Raw genomic sequence first — 16,655 nt, 5'->3', positions numbered from 1 at the left:
CGGGCTTTTGCCTGCGATATGGCGCTTATGCCGTGCCGGTCGAACCGAAGCCGCCAGCGCCGCGCGCCGTGTGGGTCACTTCCGCACGCTCTTCGATCTTTGGCTGGACGACCGGCGCGAAAACAGCCTGCGCGATGCGCATGCCGCGTTCGATGCGGAAATCGTCATCGCCGAGATTGATGAGCAGCACCTTCACTTCGCCACGATAGTCGGAATCGATAGTGCCGGGCGTGTTAAGGCAGGTGATGCCGTTCTTGAAGGCAAGGCCGGAGCGCGGGCGAATCTGCACCTCGAAACCTTCCGGGATCTCGAAGATCAATCCGGTCGGAACCAGCGTACGGCGTCCCGGCAGGAGAACGATCTGGCGGTCTTCGGCAACGGCTGCACGCAAGTCCATGCCCGCCGAGCCGGACGTCTCGTAGGCCGGGAGTTCAAGGCCCTTGGCATGTTCGAGGCGGATGATGCCGAGCGTTGGCGCGGAAGAGGATGCTGCGGTCATGAGGGAGCCTTTCCTGCGAGTTCAGTTGGCCTGCGAGAGACATTGTTTCCTCGCGCATCTGTCTGAAAAACGTTTACACTTTTCCGGATGCGCTCAAACTGGCGACGCTCATACGTGAAAACCAAAGAAAGGTGTACCGCCTATTTGGCGTTTTGCAATGATAGTACGGCACAGGGTCATGCAATTTGCACCGGGAATGTTCGCTGGGCATGGAACAAACCTATTCATCGCTTGTTGGAGGGCGTGCTTAAAGAATGAGGATTTGAAAAATGCCAAGCTTTGAAATGACCAGATGTATTGACGCCTGTCTCGATTGCTACCGCGTCTGCCTTGACACGGCCTCCAGCCACTGCCTTGAGGAAGGCGGGACCCATGTCGAGCCGAAGCACTACCGCATCATGTTGGCTTGTGTGGAGAGCTGCCGGACGGCAGCGCACATAATGTTGCTCGGCACGCCCCTCCATCGCGAAATTTGCGGAGCCTGCGCGAAGATTTGCGACGCCTGCGCCCAGTCCTGCCGGGAGGTCGGCGGCATGGAAAAATGCGTGGAGGCGTGCGAGCAATGTGCGGCGCTGTGCCACGAAATGGCGGGCCATTGATCCCGCGCACGCACCGCTATTCCTTCAGCGGTACGGCGGTCGTTTCCTTGATCTCTTCCATCACGAAAGAGGCCGAAACGTCCGAGAGCGGTACGCTGGCAATCAGCCGCTGATAAAGGTGGTCATAGGCCTTGACGTCCGAAACGCGTGCCTTCAGCACGTAATCCAGATCGCCCGTCATGCGATAAACGCCGACGATTTCCGGAAAGCGCCCCATGGCGGCGCGAAATTTCGTCAGCCAGTCCGGGTCGTGGCTTGACGTGCGCACCAGAATGAAGACGGAAAGGCCGCAGCCGACCATTTCCGCATCGACCAGGGCGACACGCGCCTTGATGATTCCTTCATCCTCCATGCGTTTTATCCGCCGCCAGCAGGCATTGCGGGAAAGATGGACGCGGTCGGATAGGGAATCGACCGACAGTGTGCCGTCGATTTGCAGCTCATCCAGGATTTTGCGGTCAATTTCGTCGAGAAAGGGTTTCATCTTGGGATGATTGTCCCATTAAACCCCGTTTGACAAGGATATTTTGAGATTTCATCTCCGATGCATTTGCTAGAATGATTTTTCAGAAAGGCGCGTTGTGCGCCGGATAAGCGGGAACAACTTGCTCATTGACGGGAGTATTTCCAATGACCACTCGCATTACACGCCTCTTCACCGAACATCCTTCGTCGGTCGATGAGACCTATTTCGAGCATATGCTTTTTGCATCACGTTTCTCGGCAAAATTGCTTGTGGCGGCGCTTGCCGCGCTGGTTCATGCAATTTTGCCATTTTTATTCGAGAAGACGGCGAGCACGATCGTTCGCCAGCTTTATGAGCGGACGCATAACCGGGGCCGGTAATCGCCGGATCAAAAATGTGTCGTTGGGCCGCCTATCTCGGACCTGAAACCTATCTGGAAGACATCATATCGTCTCCCTGCCATTCGCTCGTGGCGCAAAGCCACGATGCGCATGAAGCCAAAACGCGCACCAATGGCGACGGTTTCGGTGTCGCCTGGTATGGCCATCGCGAGGAACCCGGCCTTTATCGGGATATCCTGCCCGCTTGGTCCGACCAGAACCTGCGCAGCCTGGCGCGACAGATACGCTCGCGCCTGTTTCTCGCGCATGTGCGTGCCTCGACCGGCGGGCTTACCAGCCGCTCCAACTGTCATCCCTTCGTTTCCGGTCGCTGGAGCTTCATGCATAATGGCCAGATCGGCCATTTCGACCGTTTGCGCCGCAGGCTGGAAAGCCATTTGAGCGATGCGATCTATGGCCAGAAGCACGGCGCGACCGATTCGGAACTGATTTTTCTGCTGATGCTGGAATTCGGTCTCGACAGCGATCCAGTTCTGGCGATGAAGCGCATGGTGGCGACGGTTGTCGAGGAAGCGGTTCGCGCCGGCGTGCCGCCATTCCTGCGGCTGACAGCCGCCTTTTCAGACGGCAACCAGCTTTACGCCGTCCGCTATGCCACCGATGCCTTTGCGCCGACGCTTTATACCGCGACGCTGGGCGGGTCATCGGGCATTTGCGTGGTGTCGGAGCCGCTGGATGGCGAAGCTGCCAACTGGATGGCGGTGCCGGCAAACAGTTTCGTTACCGTTTCCCGGCAGGGGCGCATTGCGATCAATGATTTTGAAGGCCCGGTTTCCCTGCCTTCCGATGTCGAGGTGATTTAGGCGCTGCCGATCAGGATGCCTGCCGCCAGCACCAGCCCCCCGCCGAGAACGATTTGCAGGACGGAGCGGAAAAACGGTGTTTCCATATAGCGGTTCTGAATGAAGGCGATGGCCCAGAGCTCGAAGAAGACCAGCACGGTGGCGATGATCGTCGCGGTCCAGAAATCCTTGATCAGATAGGGCAATGTATGGCCAAGGCCGCCAAGCGTCGTCATGATGCCGCAGGCCAGGCCGCGCTTGACCGGCGATCCGCGCCCGGAGAGCTTGCCATCGTCGTGGATCGCTTCGGTAAAGCCCATGGAAATACCGGCGCCGACAGAGGCCGACAGGCCGACCAGAAAGGTCTGCCATGTATCCTGCGTGGCGAAGGCTGCCGCAAAGATCGGCGCAAGCGTCGAGACCGAACCGTCCATCAGGCCCGCAAGGCCGGGCTGGACATAGGTGAGGATGAACTGCTTGCGCTCAAGCGCGCGTTCCTCGTCCTGCACATCGTCCGGCGTGAGCTCGCTTTCGAGCCTTTCCGCGGTGGCCTCGTGCTTCTTTTCCTGCAAGGCCAGATCGCCGAGAAGCTTGCGGGTCTCCGCATCGGTCACGCGCTTTCCGGCCTCGATATAGAAGCGATAGGCCTGCTCTTCCATTTGGGCGGCGGCCTCGCGCACCTTGTCGATGCCGAGCGGCCGCACGAGCCAGTCAGGCTTGCGGTCGTAATAGCCGCTCACATGCTCGCGGCGGATCAGCGGAATCCTGTCGCCGAAACGGGCCTTGTAGCGTTCGATCAATGCGTCGCGGTGGCCATGTTCTTCCGCTGCCATATGCTCGAAGATTTTCGCCGATTGCGGAAACTCGCTGCGCAGGCCGTCGGCATAAGCAAGGTAAATGCGGGCATCGTCCTCTTCGGAGGATATGGCCAGCGCCAGGATTTCCTGCTCGGAAAGCGAATCGAAGGGGCGGCGGTCGTTGCGGAAGAATCGGCTCAACATTTATCAAATCCATTAGTTTAGAATAATTCTAAAATAGACTTTATTGCCCGGAAGTCAAGTCTTGCAGAACGGTTGCATTTGGCGCATTAAAACCCACCCAAAGGATTGGTGAACCCGCATATAAACGACCGGAACGCCATGCACCGCGCAAGGGGCGCTCTGAACTTGAAACCACACATCGCGCTTTCCGAAAATCCATGATGATTTGGGGCTCGGCGCGATAGAAAGAACCGGATCGATGGCATCGATAGATCTCCACGCAAAAATTAGTCCGCGTCCGCTCAACCGGCAGGATTTCCGCACGCTCGGCCTGTCGGCCCTTGGCGGCGCGCTGGAGTTTTATGATTTCATCATCTTCGTGTTCTTTGCGAGCGTCATCGGCCATCTGTTCTTCCCGCCCGACATGCCGGACTGGCTGGTCACCATCCAGACTTTCGGCATCTTTGCGGCGGGCTATCTGGTGCGTCCGGTGGGCGGCATCGTGCTGGCGCATTTCGGCGACAAGTTCGGGCGCAAGCGGGTCTTCGCCTTCTCCGTTTTTCTGATGTCGATCTCGACGCTGGCCATGGCCTGCCTGCCGACCTATGCGACGCTTGGCGTCGGCGCGCCGATCCTGCTGATCGTCTTCCGCATGTTGCAGGGAGCTGCCATTGGCGGCGAGGTTCCGGGCGCGTGGACCTTCGTGGCCGAACACGTCCCGGCCAACCGGGTCGGCATGGCGTGCGGCTTTCTGTGCTCTGGCCTGACGCTCGGCATCATGATCGGCTCGCTGATCGCGACTGCCATCAACTGGATTTTCACGCCGGAAGAACTGTCCGCCTATGCATGGCGCATTCCGTTCTTCATCGGCGGCATATTCGGCCTGCTCGCGGTTTATCTGCGCCGCTGGCTGGCGGAAACGCCGATCTTCACCGAAATGAAGAACAGCCATCTGCTGAAGGACAAGCTGCCGCTCGGCACGGTGCTGCGCAACCACATGCACGGCGTCGTCATTTCCGTCCTGCTGACATGGATATTGTCGGCAGGCATTGTCGTCACCACGCTGATGACGGCGACCTTCCTGCAAAAGCTTTACGGCTACACACCGCTGCAATCGCTTGCCGCGACAAGCTTCGGCACGCTGTTTCTGATGTTCGGCACGGTTGCCGCAGGCGCCATGGTGGACCGCATCGGCAGCGGACGCTTCTTTGCTGTTGCAGGCATTTTCTTCGGTGTCGCGACCTTCGTCTTCTACACCTATGCGGCGGTTTCCCTGCCCGTCCTCTTCGCGCTTTATGCAGTGATGGGGCTTTCGGTCGGCATGGTCGGCGCGGTGCCCTATGTGATGGTGCGCGCTTTCCCGGCTCCGGTGCGCTTTTCCGGCCTGTCGTTTTCCTACAATGTTTCCTATGCGGTTTTTGGCGGGCTGACGCCGGTGATCGTGACCTCGTTTCTCGCGGTCAATCCGATGGCCCATGCCTGGTATCTGGTATTCATCGCCGCGCTGACCTGCGGGCTTGGCCTTTACCTGATGGCCCGCAGCGATCAGGTGGAAGGCGAGATAGGCCTGACCGCACAACCAACCGCAACCGCGGTTCCACAGCCGAACTGATTAAAAATGGGCCGCCGCGAAAGCGGCCCTTTTTCTTTGTTTTTAAGCATGTCTTTGTCCCAAAACCGGTTCCCACTTTTGGGAGACATGCTCTAGTGTACCGCCAGCTTTGCGGCACCGATTTCCTTATCATGGACGGCGAACCGGTCGATCATGTCGGCGCTTGCTTCGTTAAAGCCGATGACCGAGACTTCCGTGCCACCGGCACGATATTTCATCACCACCTTGTCGAGCGCGCCGACAGCGGTGATGTCCCAGAGATGCGCGTGGCTGACGTCGATCGTCACCTTCTTTGCTGGCGTCGAAAAATCGAAAGCAGCGATGAAGTTCTGCGCCGAGGCGAAGAAAATCTGACCCTGAACGGTGTAGACGCGCTCGTGTCCATCCTCGCTCACGGCTTCGCTCACCCGGAACATTTTTGCGACCTTGCCCGCGAAGAACACGCCCGAAAGCAGGACGCCGACCAGAACACCCTTGGCCAGATCATGAGTGGAAACGACCGTTACAACCGTTGCCAGCATGACGATGGATGACGATGGCGGATTGCGGCGCAGGTCGAGGATCGATCGCCATGAGAAAGTGCCGATGGAGACCATGATCATGACCGCGACGAGCGCTGCCATCGGGATGATGCGCACCAGATCGTCCAGAACCAGAATCAGGAACAGCAGGAAAGCGCCAGCAACGAAAGTCGACAGCCTTCCGCGGCCGCCGGAGGAAACATTGATGACAGACTGCCCGATCATGGCGCAGCCGCCCATGCCGCCGATCAGCGCCGAGGCGATGTTGCTGGTGCCTTGACCGATGCATTCCTGGCTCTTGTTGCTGGCCGTATCCGTCATGTCATCGACAATCTGGGCGGTCATCAGCGATTCGAGCAGGCCGACCGCCGCAAGCGTGACCGAATAGGGCAGGATGACCTGCAAGGTTTCGAGCGTCAGCGGCACTTGCGGCAATGCGAAGACCGGCAGTGCGGAGGGCAATTCGCCGAGATCGCCGACCGTGCGCAAATCCATGCCGGTTGTCCAGGCAAGCGTGGTCAGCACTGCAATCGCGACAAGCGGCGAGGGGATCACCTTCGTCACGCGCGGAAAGAGATAGATGATGGCGAGACCGCCCGCAATCATCCAATAAGTCTCGACGGGAACATGGATAAGTTCGGGCAACTGCGCCATGAAGATGAGGATCGCCAGCGCATTGACGAAGCCGGTGATGACCGAGCGCGACACGAAGCGCATCAGGCGACCGAGTTTGAGGAAGCCTGCGATGATCTGCAAAATGCCCATCAGGATCGTGGCAGCAAAGAGATATTGCAGCCCGTGTTCCTTGACGAGCGAGACCATCACCACCGCAGTTGCGGCGGTCGCGGCCGAGATCATGCCGGGACGTCCGCCCGTGAAGGCCGAAACACAGGCAATGGCGAAGGAGGCGAAGAGGCCGACCTTGGGGTCGACGCCCGCGATGACCGAAAAGCCGATAGCTTCGGGAATAAGCGCAAGCGCCACAACGATGCCGGAAAGAATATCGCCGCGAATATTGGAGAACCACTCGCGGCGGTAGGCAGCAAGACGTGTCATTGAATTTTCCGCAAATAGAAAACGGACAGGAATGCCCGTATCAACATGGCCGATTGTAAAGAATGGGGGATGTTGTTGCGTTGTCTGGCGGATAGGCGGCCAGAAGAGCCACCCGGGCTTTCACCGGGTCCTTGCGAATGCGCTTGTATAAACAAAAACAACGCCGCGAGGCAAGAGAACGCGGCGTTGTTGTTGCGATCAGAGAATCTTCTGCATGAAGGTGAGGTCGAGCCAGCGCCCGAATTTCTGGCCGACCTGTTTCAAGGTGCCGCAATCCTCGAAGCCCTGCGATTGATGCAAGGCGATGGAGGCGGCATTGCCTGCCTCGATGCCTGCGACCAGCACATGCACCTTGCGTTCGCGCGCTTCCTCGACCAGCTCGGACAGAAGGGCGCGCCCGATGCCGCCGCCGCGCGCATCGCTTGCCACATAGATCGAAAGCTCGGAGGAATGGCGGAAACCCTCGAACGGGCGGAACGGGCCATAGCTGGCATAGCCGACGACCCGGCCTTCACGCTCGGCGACCAGCACCGGAAAGCCGTCGTGGTTGCGGGCTTTCAGCCATTCGCGCCGGTTTTCCAGATCGACAAGCGTTTCGTTCCAGATGGCGAGCGTGTTTTCGACGGCATCATTATAAATGGCGAGCAGGGCGGGGAGATCGGCTTCCGTCGCATGGCGGATAAGAAGGGGCATTTCAGGGGCCTTATTGAACAGAAAAACGGCGGGATTTTCTCCCGCCGTTTTCCATCACTTGCAAGTGGAAAAAATCAGCCCTGTGCCTTCAGCTCCAGGCGGCGACGATGCAGGACCGGCTCGGTATAGCCGTTCGGCTGCTCGCGGCCCTTGAAGACCAGATCGCAGGCAGCCTGAAACGCAATCGACTTGTCGAAATCGGCGGCCATCGGGCGATAAAGCGGGTCGCCTTCATTCTGCTTGTCGACGACAGCGGCCATGCGCTTCATGGTTTCCATCACCTGCGCTTCCGTGACAACACCGTGATAGAGCCAGTTGGCGATGTGCTGCGCGGAAATGCGCAGCGTTGCGCGGTCTTCCATCAGGCCGACATTGTTGATGTCCGGCACCTTGGAGCAGCCGACGCCCTGATCGACCCAGCGCACGACATAGCCCAGAATCCCTTGAGCGTTGTTGTCGATTTCCTTCTGGATGTCTTCCGGCGTCCAGTTCGGGCGCACGGCAACCGGCACCGACAGGATATCGTCGAGCTTGGCGCGCGGCCGGCTTTTCAGCTTTTCCTGAACGGCGGCAACGTCGATCTGGTGGTAGTGGGTCGCATGCAGCGTGGCGGCGGTCGGCGACGGCACCCATGCGGTATTGGCGCCAGCCTTCGGATGCGCGATCTTCTGTTCCAGCATCGCGGCCATCATGTCTGGCATCGCCCACATGCCCTTGCCAATCTGCGCATGGCCGGAAAGGCCGCATTCCAGACCGATATCGACGTTCCACTGTTCGTAGGCGCCGATCCATGCGGCCTGCTTCATGTCGCCCTTGCGGATCATCGGGCCTGCTTCCATGGAGGTGTGGATTTCGTCGCCGGTGCGGTCGAGGAAGCCGGTATTGATGAAGACGACCCGATCCTTGGCAGCGCGGATTGCTTCCTTGAGATTGACGGTCGTGCGGCGTTCTTCATCCATCACACCCATCTTGAGGGTGTTCGGCTCCATGCCGAGCATTTCTTCCGTGCGGGTGAAAAGCTCGTTGGCGAAAGCCACTTCTTCCGGACCGTGCATCTTTGGCTTGACGATATAGACGGAGCCTTCGCGCGAATTCATGTGGCGGCCATTGGGGCCGATATCATGCAGCGCGATGAGGCTGGTGAAGGCCGCATCCATGATGCCTTCCGGCACTTCATTGCCTTCGGCGTCGAGAATGGCCGGGTTGGTCATCAGGTGGCCGACATTGCGCACCAGCATCAGCGAACGGCCCTTGAGCGTCAGGTCGGAACCGTCGGCGGCCTTGTAAGTGCGATCGCCGTTGAGGCGGCGCGTCATCTGCTTGCCGTTCTTCTCGAACGTATCTTCCAGCTTGCCGTTCATCAGGCCGAGCCAGTTGCGATAGACGGCAACCTTGTCTTCGGCGTCGACGGCAGCAATCGAATCCTCGCAATCCTGGATCGTGCTGATGGCCGATTCCAGAACCATGTCGGCAATATGCGCCGGATCGGTCTTGCCGATCGGATGGTCGGCATTGACGACGATATCGACATGCATGTTGTTCTTGGCAAGAAGCACGTTTGTCGGGCGGGCGGCATCGCCATTATAGCCCTTGAACTGGCTTTCATCCTTCAACGCGGTTGCCGAACCGTCGGCGAGCCTGATTTCAAGCTTGCCGTCCTTGATTGCGAGACCGGCGACATTGGCCCACTTGCCGGCGGCGAGCGGCGCGCTTTCGTCGAGGAAGTTCTTTGCCCAGGCGATGACCTTCTCGCCGCGCTTCGGATTGTAGCCCTTGCCCTTTTCCGCGCCATCGGCTTCGGAAATGGCATCGGTGCCATAGAGCGCATCGTAGAGGGAGCCCCAGCGCGCATTGGCGGCGTTCAGCGCATAGCGGGCGTTCATGACCGGAACGACGAGCTGCGGACCGGCGATATGGGTGATTTCCGGATCGACATTGGCGGTCGAAACCTTGAACTCCCCGCCTTCCGGCAGGAGATAGCCGATGTCCTTCAGGAACTGCTGATAGTCAGCCTGGCTGTAGCCCGTGTCGCGGTGCTGCTTGTACCAGGCGTCAATCTTGGCTTGCAGGTCGTCGCGCTTGGCAAGGAGGGCGCGGTTCTTCGGCGCGAGATCGCGGATGATGGCGGCAAGGCCCTTCCAGAACTTTTCCGGTTCCACGCCGGTGCCGGGCGCGGCCTCATTGGCCAGAAATTCCACCAGTTCGGGGGCAACACGCAAACCTTCGATTTCGACGTAATTGCTCATTGCTCGGCCTCCTTCAGAAAAACGAATGCACTGCCGCATTTTTCAATGCGGCTCCATGCCGCCTATCAACCGTTTCAGGGCGCTTTCGTCAATCGGCGCGCGGGCACATCATCTGTGACGCTGCGGCGAAAATCATTTCAGAGCTTGAGCTTGGCGCGAATGTCGTCAGGCGTAAAGCCCTGCTCCCTCAGCGATGCGAGCGCCGTATCCTTCCGGCTCTTTGACAGCTTCAATCCATCGTCGCCCAGCACCAGATCGTGGTGGTGATAGAGCGGCTCCGGCAGGCCGAGAAGCTTCTGCAGAAGCCGGTGCACGGAGGTCGCGTGAAACAGATCGCGCCCGCGCACGACATGGGTGATGCCTTGCAGGGCATCGTCCACCACAACGGAGAGATGATAGCTGGTTGGCGTGTCCTTGCGCGCAATCACCACGTCGCCCCATCGGGACGGATCGGCAGCGATCTTTCCCGTTTCGCCATCCGGACCCGCACCGCTGTCGTTCCATGCCAGCGGTTCGCCTGCGGCTTCCAGCGCCTTGTCCATGTTGAGCCGCCAGGCATAAGGCACGCCCGAGGCGATACGCTCCATCTGTTCCTTTTCGGTCAGGTCGCGTTCGCCCTGCGGATAGAGCGGCGTGCCGTCCGGGTCGGACGGCCATTCCTCGCCCTTGGCGAGCGCTTCGCCAATCCGCTCGCGAACCTCACCCCGGCTAAGGAAAGCCGGATAGACAAGGCCCTTGTCGGCAAGTTTGGTGAGGGCGTTGCGATATTCGCCAAAATGTTCCGACTGGCGGCGCACAGGGGTTTCCCAGGTCAGGCCAAGCCAGCCGAGATCGTCATAAATGCCCTGTTCCAGCGCAGGCGTGCAGCGCGCCGTGTCGATATCTTCCATGCGCAGCAGGAATCGTCCGTTGCTCCTTGCCGCCATGTCCGCATTGAGGAGGGCAGAATAGGCATGACCGAGATGCAACTGGCCATTGGGACTGGGAGCAAAGCGGAAGATGGGTACGGTCATGGCAAGCTTATTGTCAGTTGAATGTCATCTGATTCCATTGGTACGTTGTGCGCCGGGAGAATGAAAGGTCATGGGATGCGGCGGATCGATACATTGGGCGATATCGAGGCGGGACTGGAGGCGCTGGTTCTTGCTGACACGCGGCTCGCCGATATTCGCGCCCGCTCCCATGCGGTGCCGCTGCGCCGGTCCGAACCCGGATTTGAAAGCCTCGCCTCCATCATTGTCGCGCAGCAGGTTTCGACCGTTAGTGCTGCCGCAATCTGGGCGCGGCTGAAACAGGCAATCGATCCGCTGACGCCCGAAGCCTATATTGCGGGCGGGGAGGAGGCGTGGCGCTTTGCCGGCCTGTCGCGTCCGAAGCAAAGAACGCTTCTGGCCGTGAGCCAGGCACTTGCCGAAGGTGCTCTGGACCTGCACGAACTTTGTGATCTGCCGGCTGAGGAAGCGATTGCCGCAATGACGGCGATCAAGGGCATCGGCCCGTGGACGGCGGAAGTCTATCTTCTGTTTTCCGCCGGTCATCCGGACATATTTCCGGCTGGCGATGTGGCGTTGCAGACGGCTGTCGGCCACGCCTTCGCCCATGCGTCCCGGCCCGATGCTGCAGCCCTTCGCAAGCTGGCGGAAGACTGGGCGCCGTGGCGCGGCGTGGCGGCGCGATTGTTCTGGGCCTATTATGCCGCCATCAAGGGCCGCGAAGCCGCGCCGCTTCTGTAAATCTTGCGTGTTTCCAGAAGCGTAAATGCGTTTCCGCTTCACAATCCTGTCACGTCGGGCTTACATTATCTGCATCAGCTGATGATGGAATTTCGATTCGCAGAAGCTTGATTTTCTGCTGATTGCAGTCCCGTCCTCGCGAGGTTGGAGCGTCGTTGTTGCGCCCAAAATGGACGCGCGGCGCTTCGATGAAGCGCAATTCCGCATGGAGAGCCATTTCGCCCTTTTTCGGAGTTGCTCTGAAGGAGGTGCGCCCTTGACTGTTGCCGTCTCGCCCAGAACCGTCTCGACCAGTGGCTTGCCCGCGCTGGTTCTGAATGCGGATTACCGACCGCTCAGCTATTATCCCCTGTCGCTCTGGTCCTGGCAGGATGCGATCAAGGCGGTGTTTCTCGAACGCGTGAATATCGTGGCGGAATATGATCACATCGTATCCTCGCCCTCGTTCTCGATGCGCGTTCCAAGCGTCATCTGCCTGAAGGATTATGTGAAGCCGCCGCGCTATCCGGCTTTCACGCGCTTCAACGTCTTCCTGCGTGATCGTTTCGAGTGCCAGTATTGCGGCTCGCCGCATGACCTGACCTTCGATCACGTCACCCCGCGTTGCCATGGCGGCGAGACGACGTGGGAAAATGTGGTCGCCGCCTGCTCACCATGCAATCTGCGCAAGGGCGGCATGATGCCCGCCGTCGCGCATATGTGGCCGCGCCAGAAGCCGGTCATGCCGACCGTGCAGGACCTGCACAATAATGGTCGCCTCTTTCCGCCCAACCATCTGCACGACAGCTGGCTCGACTTCCTTTACTGGGACGTCGAACTGGAGCCGTAAAGCATGTTGCGCAAAAATGCGCAGCGGTTTTGCGATAACCACGTGCGATAAAAGAAGAAACAGCCCCTACAGTTCCCGCTCTCACTTCCCACTTTTTGCAAAAGCGCCGTAGTAGCCGATAGCTGCAAAGAACAGGCTTGCGACGACGTTCCATCCGGCAAAGGACAGGCCGAGGAAGTAGCCCGGCGCGCTGTCACATGCGGGTGGGCGCGTGGAATTGAGATCGCTAAGGAGGTTGCCCGCATCGAGCGTGACCTTCATCGTCGCGGCGCTGCAATCGATCGGGCCGGGCCAGTATTTCAGCTCGACGCCGGTATGATAGGCAGCGAGCGCCAGACCGTAGGTCATCAGCAGAGCGCCGATCAGGATCAGGCCGCGCGTCAGGATCGCAGGCCATTTCAGGCCACAGGAGATCCACGCCGCCGCCAGAACTGGGACGCCGATATAATAAGGCGTGCGTTGTTCGAGGCAGAGCTTGCAGGGCATGAAGCCAGCCAGATGCTCGAAGCCCAGTGCCGTACCGACGGTTGCGGCAAGGCCAATGGCCATTATGCCTGCGGTCCATGCCTGTACCTTGCCGACCGGATTATTGAGTGCAAACGCCATATGGGATTCCTTGGAAAGGCTCTCTTATTCTTAAGGCAAACAGCTGGCTTGTCTCCAAGCAATTTATTTTGACCGGGATTGGGCGAACCGCTCAGGCATGAAGATATTTCACAGCAAAGAAGAGCGCGATCAAGGCCACAGCGACGAGACTTGCGATCAGGCCGAGGCGCTTTTCGATGAAGTCGCGGATCGGTTCGCCGTAACGGCGCAGCAGCCAGGCCAGAAAATAGAAACGCGCTCCGCGCGCAACGATGGCCGATGCAATGAACAGCCAGATATTGATGCCGGCCGCACCCGACAGGATCGTCACCACCTTGATCGGCGGCAGATGGGCGAGGCCGGAGGTAATCAGCATCAGCAGGATCGCATCGGCGCTGGTCGTGCCGCGCAATTGCTCGAACGTGTCCAGCTTGCCATACATTTCGAGCACCGGCTTGGCGATCTGCTCATAGGCGTGATAGCCGAGATACCAGCCCGCAATGCCCCCGAGGACGGAAGAAACCGTCGCGATGAAAGCATAGCGCCAGGCGCGTTTGGGGCGGGCAAGCGCCATAGGCAGGAAGAGGACGTCGGCGGGAACAAGGAAGACCGAGCTTTCCACAAAGGCAATGATGGCAAGCCACCATTCGGCGGATTTTCTTGCGGCAAGCGAAATCGTCCAGTCGTAAAGGCGGCGCAGCATATATTTTCCGGAATTCCTTGGCCCAAGCCCTATTTGCGGTTGGACCGTCTATAAATAAAAAAGACGGCGCGAACAATGCGCGCCGCCTTCTTTGATACTGCTTTCGGGGGAACGGTATGGAAAGCAGTGTTGCTAGCGCTTGTAGGCGCTGCAAATATATTTGGTTTCGAGATATTCCTCGATGCCGTATTTGGAACCTTCACGGCCGAGGCCCGACTGTTTCACGCCGCCAAAAGGCGCGACTTCGTTCGAGATCAGGCCGGTATTGTGGCCGACCATCCCGTATTCCAGCCCTTCGCTGACACGAATCGCGCGGCTGAAATTCTCCGTATAGAAATAAGCGGCCAGACCGAAGATCGTGTCATTGGCCATGGCAATGACTTCTTCTTCCGTATCGAAGGCAAAGAGCGGAGCCAGCGGGCCAAAAGTCTCTTCCTTGGCCACGATCATGTCCGGGGTCACGCCCGTAAGCACGCCGGGTTCAAAGAACAGGCCGCCCAGTTCCTTGCCGCCGGTGATAAGCTTCGCGCCCTTGGAAACGGCATCGTCAATATGTGCCTTGACCTTCGTGATGGCTTTCGCCTCGATCATCGGGCCGATGACGACACCCGGTTTGGTGCCCTTGCCGACCTTGAGTTCCTTGACCTTGGCCGCGAGCTTTTCGGCAAACTTGTCGTAAATTCCGCGCTGCACATAGATGCGGTTGGCGCAGACACAGGTCTGGCCCGCATTGCGGTATTTGGAAATCATGGCGCCATCAACGGCGGCATCGAGATCGGCATCGTCGAACACGATGAACGGCGCGTTGCCGCCGAGTTCCAACGAGATGCGCTTGATAGTCGGGGCGCACTGCGCCATCAGCAAGCGGCCAACTTCCGTCGATCCGGTGAAGGAGAGCTTGCGTACGGTTTCATTGCTCGTCAGCTCCGCGCCGATTTCGCGGGCCTTGCCGGTGACGATCTGCAGGACGCCTGCCGGGATGCCGGCCTTTTCGGCGAGAACGCCGAGCGCAAGGGCAGTGAGTGGCGTCAGATCCGCAGGGCGAACGATCATGGTGCAGCCGGCGGCAAGAGCAGGCGCTGCCTTGCGGGTTATCATCGCAGCCGGGAAGTTCCAGGGGGTAATGGCTGCCGTCACGCCGACCGGCTGGCGGATGACGGTCAGGCGCTGCCCGGACTGCGGGGCAGGGATGGTGTCGCCATAGACGCGCTTTGCCTCTTCAGCGAACCACTCAATGAAGGATGCCGCATAAAGAACCTCGCCGCGCGCTTCAGCAAGCGGCTTGCCCTGTTCGGATGTCATGATAAGAGCGATGTCGTCCGCATTGGCAACGATAAGGTCAAACCATTTGCGCAAGACTGCCGCGCGTTCCTTGGCCGTCCTGGCGGCCCATGCCGGGAAAGCCTTGGCGGAAGCGTCGATGGCTTCCTTGATGGTCGCGACAGAAAGGGAAGGAACCGTGGCGATGACCGAACCGTCTGCCGGGTTGGTCACGTCGATCTTGGCGCCGTCCGTGGCGTCTATCCAGCGCCCGTCAACAAGGCATTGCGATTTGAGCAGCGAAGGGTCTTTCAAAGCGAGCATATTGGTTTTCCATCCCAGTCTTGCAGAGAAAGCTTGTTCGATATATTGAACAGCTTACGGTATTTTGAATTAAACAGGCCGCCGTTGCCAAAGTCAAACGGTTAATCAGGCGGTCGATCAGGTGAAAGTCATGACGAAAACGGCGAGCGACGAAGAGAGTTCCCAGAAACTGGTTCCGGCGGTCATGCGCGCGGCGCAAATTCTCGATCAGATCGCGAAATCCGCGCAGGAAGGCGGCAAGGGAACTGCCGACGGGCTCAAGCTTTCCGATCTTGCGCGCCGGACCGGCTTGCCGAAAAGCAGTGTGCACGGGCTTTGCCAGACGCTGGTGCATCTCAAGCTGTTGAAGCTCAACAGTGACGGCAGCTTCACGATGGGATCGCAATCGGTGCGTTGGGCCAATGTGTTCATGGCAGGCAGCGATATTGTCGATGCGTTTCATGAGGCCGTGGCGGAGGCCGATGGCCTTGGCGCGCACACATTGACGCTTTCACATCTGGAAGGTCCGGATGTCATTTATCTGTCCTGCCGCAACTCGACCGCACCGCTCGGTATCACATTTCGCATCGGCATGCGGGTTCCGGCTGTCTTTACCGCGACCGGCAAGGCCATGCTGGCCGCGATGTCGCCGCAGGAACTGGCCCGTCATCTGCCGTCTGAATGGCCTAAACTGATTACCCCAGCCAGCGCCCCTTCGCTTGAAGTGTTGGAGGCGGAGATGGCGGACGTGAAGGCAAGGGGCTATTCGCTGGATAATGGCCAGTTGCGCGAGGGCATGTTCTGCATCGGCGCTGCGATCTGCGACAGGCCGTTTCATCCTATTGCCGGTATTGCGCTATCGATGATGGCAGCGGAGGCGCGGCCCGACATTATAGAAGACATGGGCAGACGCGTGCGTGCACTTGCCAATGACGTGGCGGACCGCATGGGTTGGCTCTCCGCGTGAGGCGGGAGTGACACTTATATAGAGCCTCTTTGATCGGTCCTTTTCATTAGATGCCTGTGGAAAGAAATTTTGAAAAAAGTCATGATTGGTCGTTGACAGTTTTGATTGGTGGGGTCTATATGGCGCCACAACGAGGGCGGCGGCGCCGCAAGCGGCAGGCTGATGCGTCCTTGGGGTTGGTTGAAAGAGTTGGGCAGCGATGTTTGATTTGAGTAGGCTGGCGGCGTTGACGGGGCGGAAGTTCTGTTGATGTTGGAAGAAAAGAGCTTCGATTAAGTTTGTGATTTTCTTCTAAAAAAGTGGTTGACAGGTTGGTTTGACTGATCTAGAAGCCCGGCACCGCAGACGAGGCGCTGATGAGGATTTGACCTTCGGGTTGAGTGATGATCGCGGGTTTGTTGAGCGGGTGAGATTTTTGAC

17 protein-coding genes and 1 other annotated feature are annotated in these 16,655 nt (G+C 59.0%); of the genes, 7 read left to right on the top strand and 10 right to left on the bottom strand.

Annotated elements, in window-relative coordinates; all coding sequences use genetic code 11:
- Window positions 1–25 precede the first annotated feature (25 nt).
- Window positions 26–499: a dUTP diphosphatase gene (dut, locus tag F9K78_RS17710; RefSeq protein ID WP_121986106.1), complete on the bottom strand. Its 474-nt coding sequence runs from the start codon at window positions 497–499 to the stop codon at window positions 26–28.
- 269 nt (window positions 500–768) lie between these two features.
- Here dut and F9K78_RS17705 point away from each other — a divergent pair, with 269 nt between their 5' ends.
- Complete coding sequence (locus F9K78_RS17705) at window positions 769–1,098, top strand: four-helix bundle copper-binding protein (RefSeq protein WP_121986105.1); 330 nt, start codon at window positions 769–771, stop codon at window positions 1,096–1,098.
- Between the two features lie 16 nt (window positions 1,099–1,114).
- Here F9K78_RS17705 and F9K78_RS17700 read toward each other — a convergent pair whose 3' ends face one another.
- Complete coding sequence (locus F9K78_RS17700; RefSeq protein ID WP_121986104.1) at window positions 1,115–1,582, bottom strand: Lrp/AsnC family transcriptional regulator; 468 nt, start codon at window positions 1,580–1,582, stop codon at window positions 1,115–1,117.
- A 146-nt stretch (window positions 1,583–1,728) separates the two neighbouring features.
- Here F9K78_RS17700 and F9K78_RS17695 point away from each other — a divergent pair, with 146 nt between their 5' ends.
- A complete protein-coding gene (locus F9K78_RS17695; RefSeq protein ID WP_121983286.1) occupies window positions 1,729–1,944 on the top strand; it encodes a DUF6356 family protein in 216 nt (71 codons plus the stop codon).
- Window positions 1,945–1,958: 14 nt separating this feature from the next.
- The gene (locus tag F9K78_RS17690) at window positions 1,959–2,768 is read left to right on the top strand and encodes a class II glutamine amidotransferase (protein WP_121983285.1); all 810 of its coding nucleotides are present in this window, start codon (window positions 1,959–1,961) and stop codon (window positions 2,766–2,768) included.
- On the opposite strand, the gene mbfA is transcribed toward F9K78_RS17690, so the two are convergent.
- Window positions 2,765–3,748: an iron exporter MbfA gene (mbfA, locus tag F9K78_RS17685; protein ID WP_121986103.1), complete on the bottom strand. Its 984-nt coding sequence runs from the start codon at window positions 3,746–3,748 to the stop codon at window positions 2,765–2,767. The genes F9K78_RS17690 and mbfA overlap by 4 nt on opposite strands.
- Window positions 3,749–3,986: 238 nt before the next feature.
- Here mbfA and F9K78_RS17680 point away from each other — a divergent pair, with 238 nt between their 5' ends.
- Window positions 3,987–5,339 carry an MFS transporter gene (locus tag F9K78_RS17680; protein ID WP_121986102.1) on the top strand — a complete coding sequence of 451 codons (1,353 nt, stop codon included), beginning with the start codon at window positions 3,987–3,989 and terminating at the stop codon, window positions 5,337–5,339.
- Between the two features lie 92 nt (window positions 5,340–5,431).
- On the opposite strand, the gene F9K78_RS17675 is transcribed toward F9K78_RS17680, so the two are convergent.
- The 4 genes from F9K78_RS17675 to gluQRS all read right to left on the bottom strand — a co-directional run bounded on the left by F9K78_RS17675 (window position 5,432) and on the right by gluQRS (window position 10,868).
- Window positions 5,432–6,916, bottom strand: coding sequence for a SulP family inorganic anion transporter (locus F9K78_RS17675; RefSeq protein WP_121986101.1), 1,485 nt, complete (start codon window positions 6,914–6,916; stop codon window positions 5,432–5,434).
- A 78-nt stretch (window positions 6,917–6,994) separates the two neighbouring features.
- Window positions 6,995–7,050, bottom strand: a sequence feature (sul1 is cis-regulatory element that is thought to sense ions involved in sulfur or methionine metabolism; They are found in Alphaproteobacteria).
- A 64-nt stretch (window positions 7,051–7,114) separates the two neighbouring features.
- Window positions 7,115–7,609 carry a GNAT family N-acetyltransferase gene (locus tag F9K78_RS17670; protein WP_121986181.1) on the bottom strand — a complete coding sequence of 165 codons (495 nt, stop codon included), beginning with the start codon at window positions 7,607–7,609 and terminating at the stop codon, window positions 7,115–7,117.
- Between the two features lie 74 nt (window positions 7,610–7,683).
- A complete protein-coding gene (locus F9K78_RS17665) occupies window positions 7,684–9,855 on the bottom strand; it encodes a malate synthase G (protein ID WP_121986936.1) in 2,172 nt (723 codons plus the stop codon).
- 137 nt (window positions 9,856–9,992) lie between these two features.
- On the bottom strand, window positions 9,993–10,868 hold the full coding sequence (gluQRS, locus tag F9K78_RS17660; RefSeq protein ID WP_121986935.1) for a tRNA glutamyl-Q(34) synthetase GluQRS: 876 nt from the start codon (window positions 10,866–10,868) through the stop codon (window positions 9,993–9,995).
- Between the two features lie 75 nt (window positions 10,869–10,943).
- On the opposite strand from gluQRS, the gene F9K78_RS17655 reads away from it, so the two are divergent.
- Both F9K78_RS17655 and F9K78_RS17650 read left to right on the top strand, forming a co-directional pair.
- The gene (locus tag F9K78_RS17655) at window positions 10,944–11,588 is read left to right on the top strand and encodes a DNA-3-methyladenine glycosylase family protein (protein ID WP_121986934.1); all 645 of its coding nucleotides are present in this window, start codon (window positions 10,944–10,946) and stop codon (window positions 11,586–11,588) included.
- Window positions 11,589–11,844: 256 nt separating this feature from the next.
- Window positions 11,845–12,417 (top strand): HNH endonuclease, encoded by a 573-nt coding sequence (locus F9K78_RS17650; protein ID WP_006473253.1) that lies wholly within the window; start codon window positions 11,845–11,847, stop codon window positions 12,415–12,417.
- A gap of 81 nt (window positions 12,418–12,498) precedes the next feature.
- Here F9K78_RS17650 and F9K78_RS17645 read toward each other — a convergent pair whose 3' ends face one another.
- The 3 genes from F9K78_RS17645 to F9K78_RS17635 all read right to left on the bottom strand — a co-directional run bounded on the left by F9K78_RS17645 (window position 12,499) and on the right by F9K78_RS17635 (window position 15,289).
- On the bottom strand, window positions 12,499–13,023 hold the full coding sequence (locus F9K78_RS17645) for a disulfide bond formation protein B (protein WP_121986933.1): 525 nt from the start codon (window positions 13,021–13,023) through the stop codon (window positions 12,499–12,501).
- 91 nt (window positions 13,024–13,114) lie between these two features.
- The gene (locus F9K78_RS17640) at window positions 13,115–13,705 is read right to left on the bottom strand and encodes a YqaA family protein (RefSeq protein WP_121986932.1); all 591 of its coding nucleotides are present in this window, start codon (window positions 13,703–13,705) and stop codon (window positions 13,115–13,117) included.
- 132 nt (window positions 13,706–13,837) lie between these two features.
- Window positions 13,838–15,289 (bottom strand): NAD-dependent succinate-semialdehyde dehydrogenase, encoded by a 1,452-nt coding sequence (locus F9K78_RS17635; protein ID WP_151682529.1) that lies wholly within the window; start codon window positions 15,287–15,289, stop codon window positions 13,838–13,840.
- A 130-nt stretch (window positions 15,290–15,419) separates the two neighbouring features.
- Between F9K78_RS17635 and F9K78_RS17630 the strand changes: the two genes are divergently transcribed.
- Window positions 15,420–16,235, top strand: a complete 816-nt coding sequence (locus tag F9K78_RS17630) for an IclR family transcriptional regulator (RefSeq protein ID WP_121986930.1) — start codon at window positions 15,420–15,422, stop codon at window positions 16,233–16,235.
- Window positions 16,236–16,655 lie beyond the last annotated feature (420 nt).

The organism is Brucella pseudintermedia, from assembly GCF_008932435.1.
GTDB classification, from domain to species: domain Bacteria; phylum Pseudomonadota; class Alphaproteobacteria; order Rhizobiales; family Rhizobiaceae; genus Brucella; species Brucella pseudintermedia.
The sequence above is the reverse complement of the archived record's forward strand: the minus strand, read 5'-3'. Positions and strand labels throughout refer to the sequence as shown.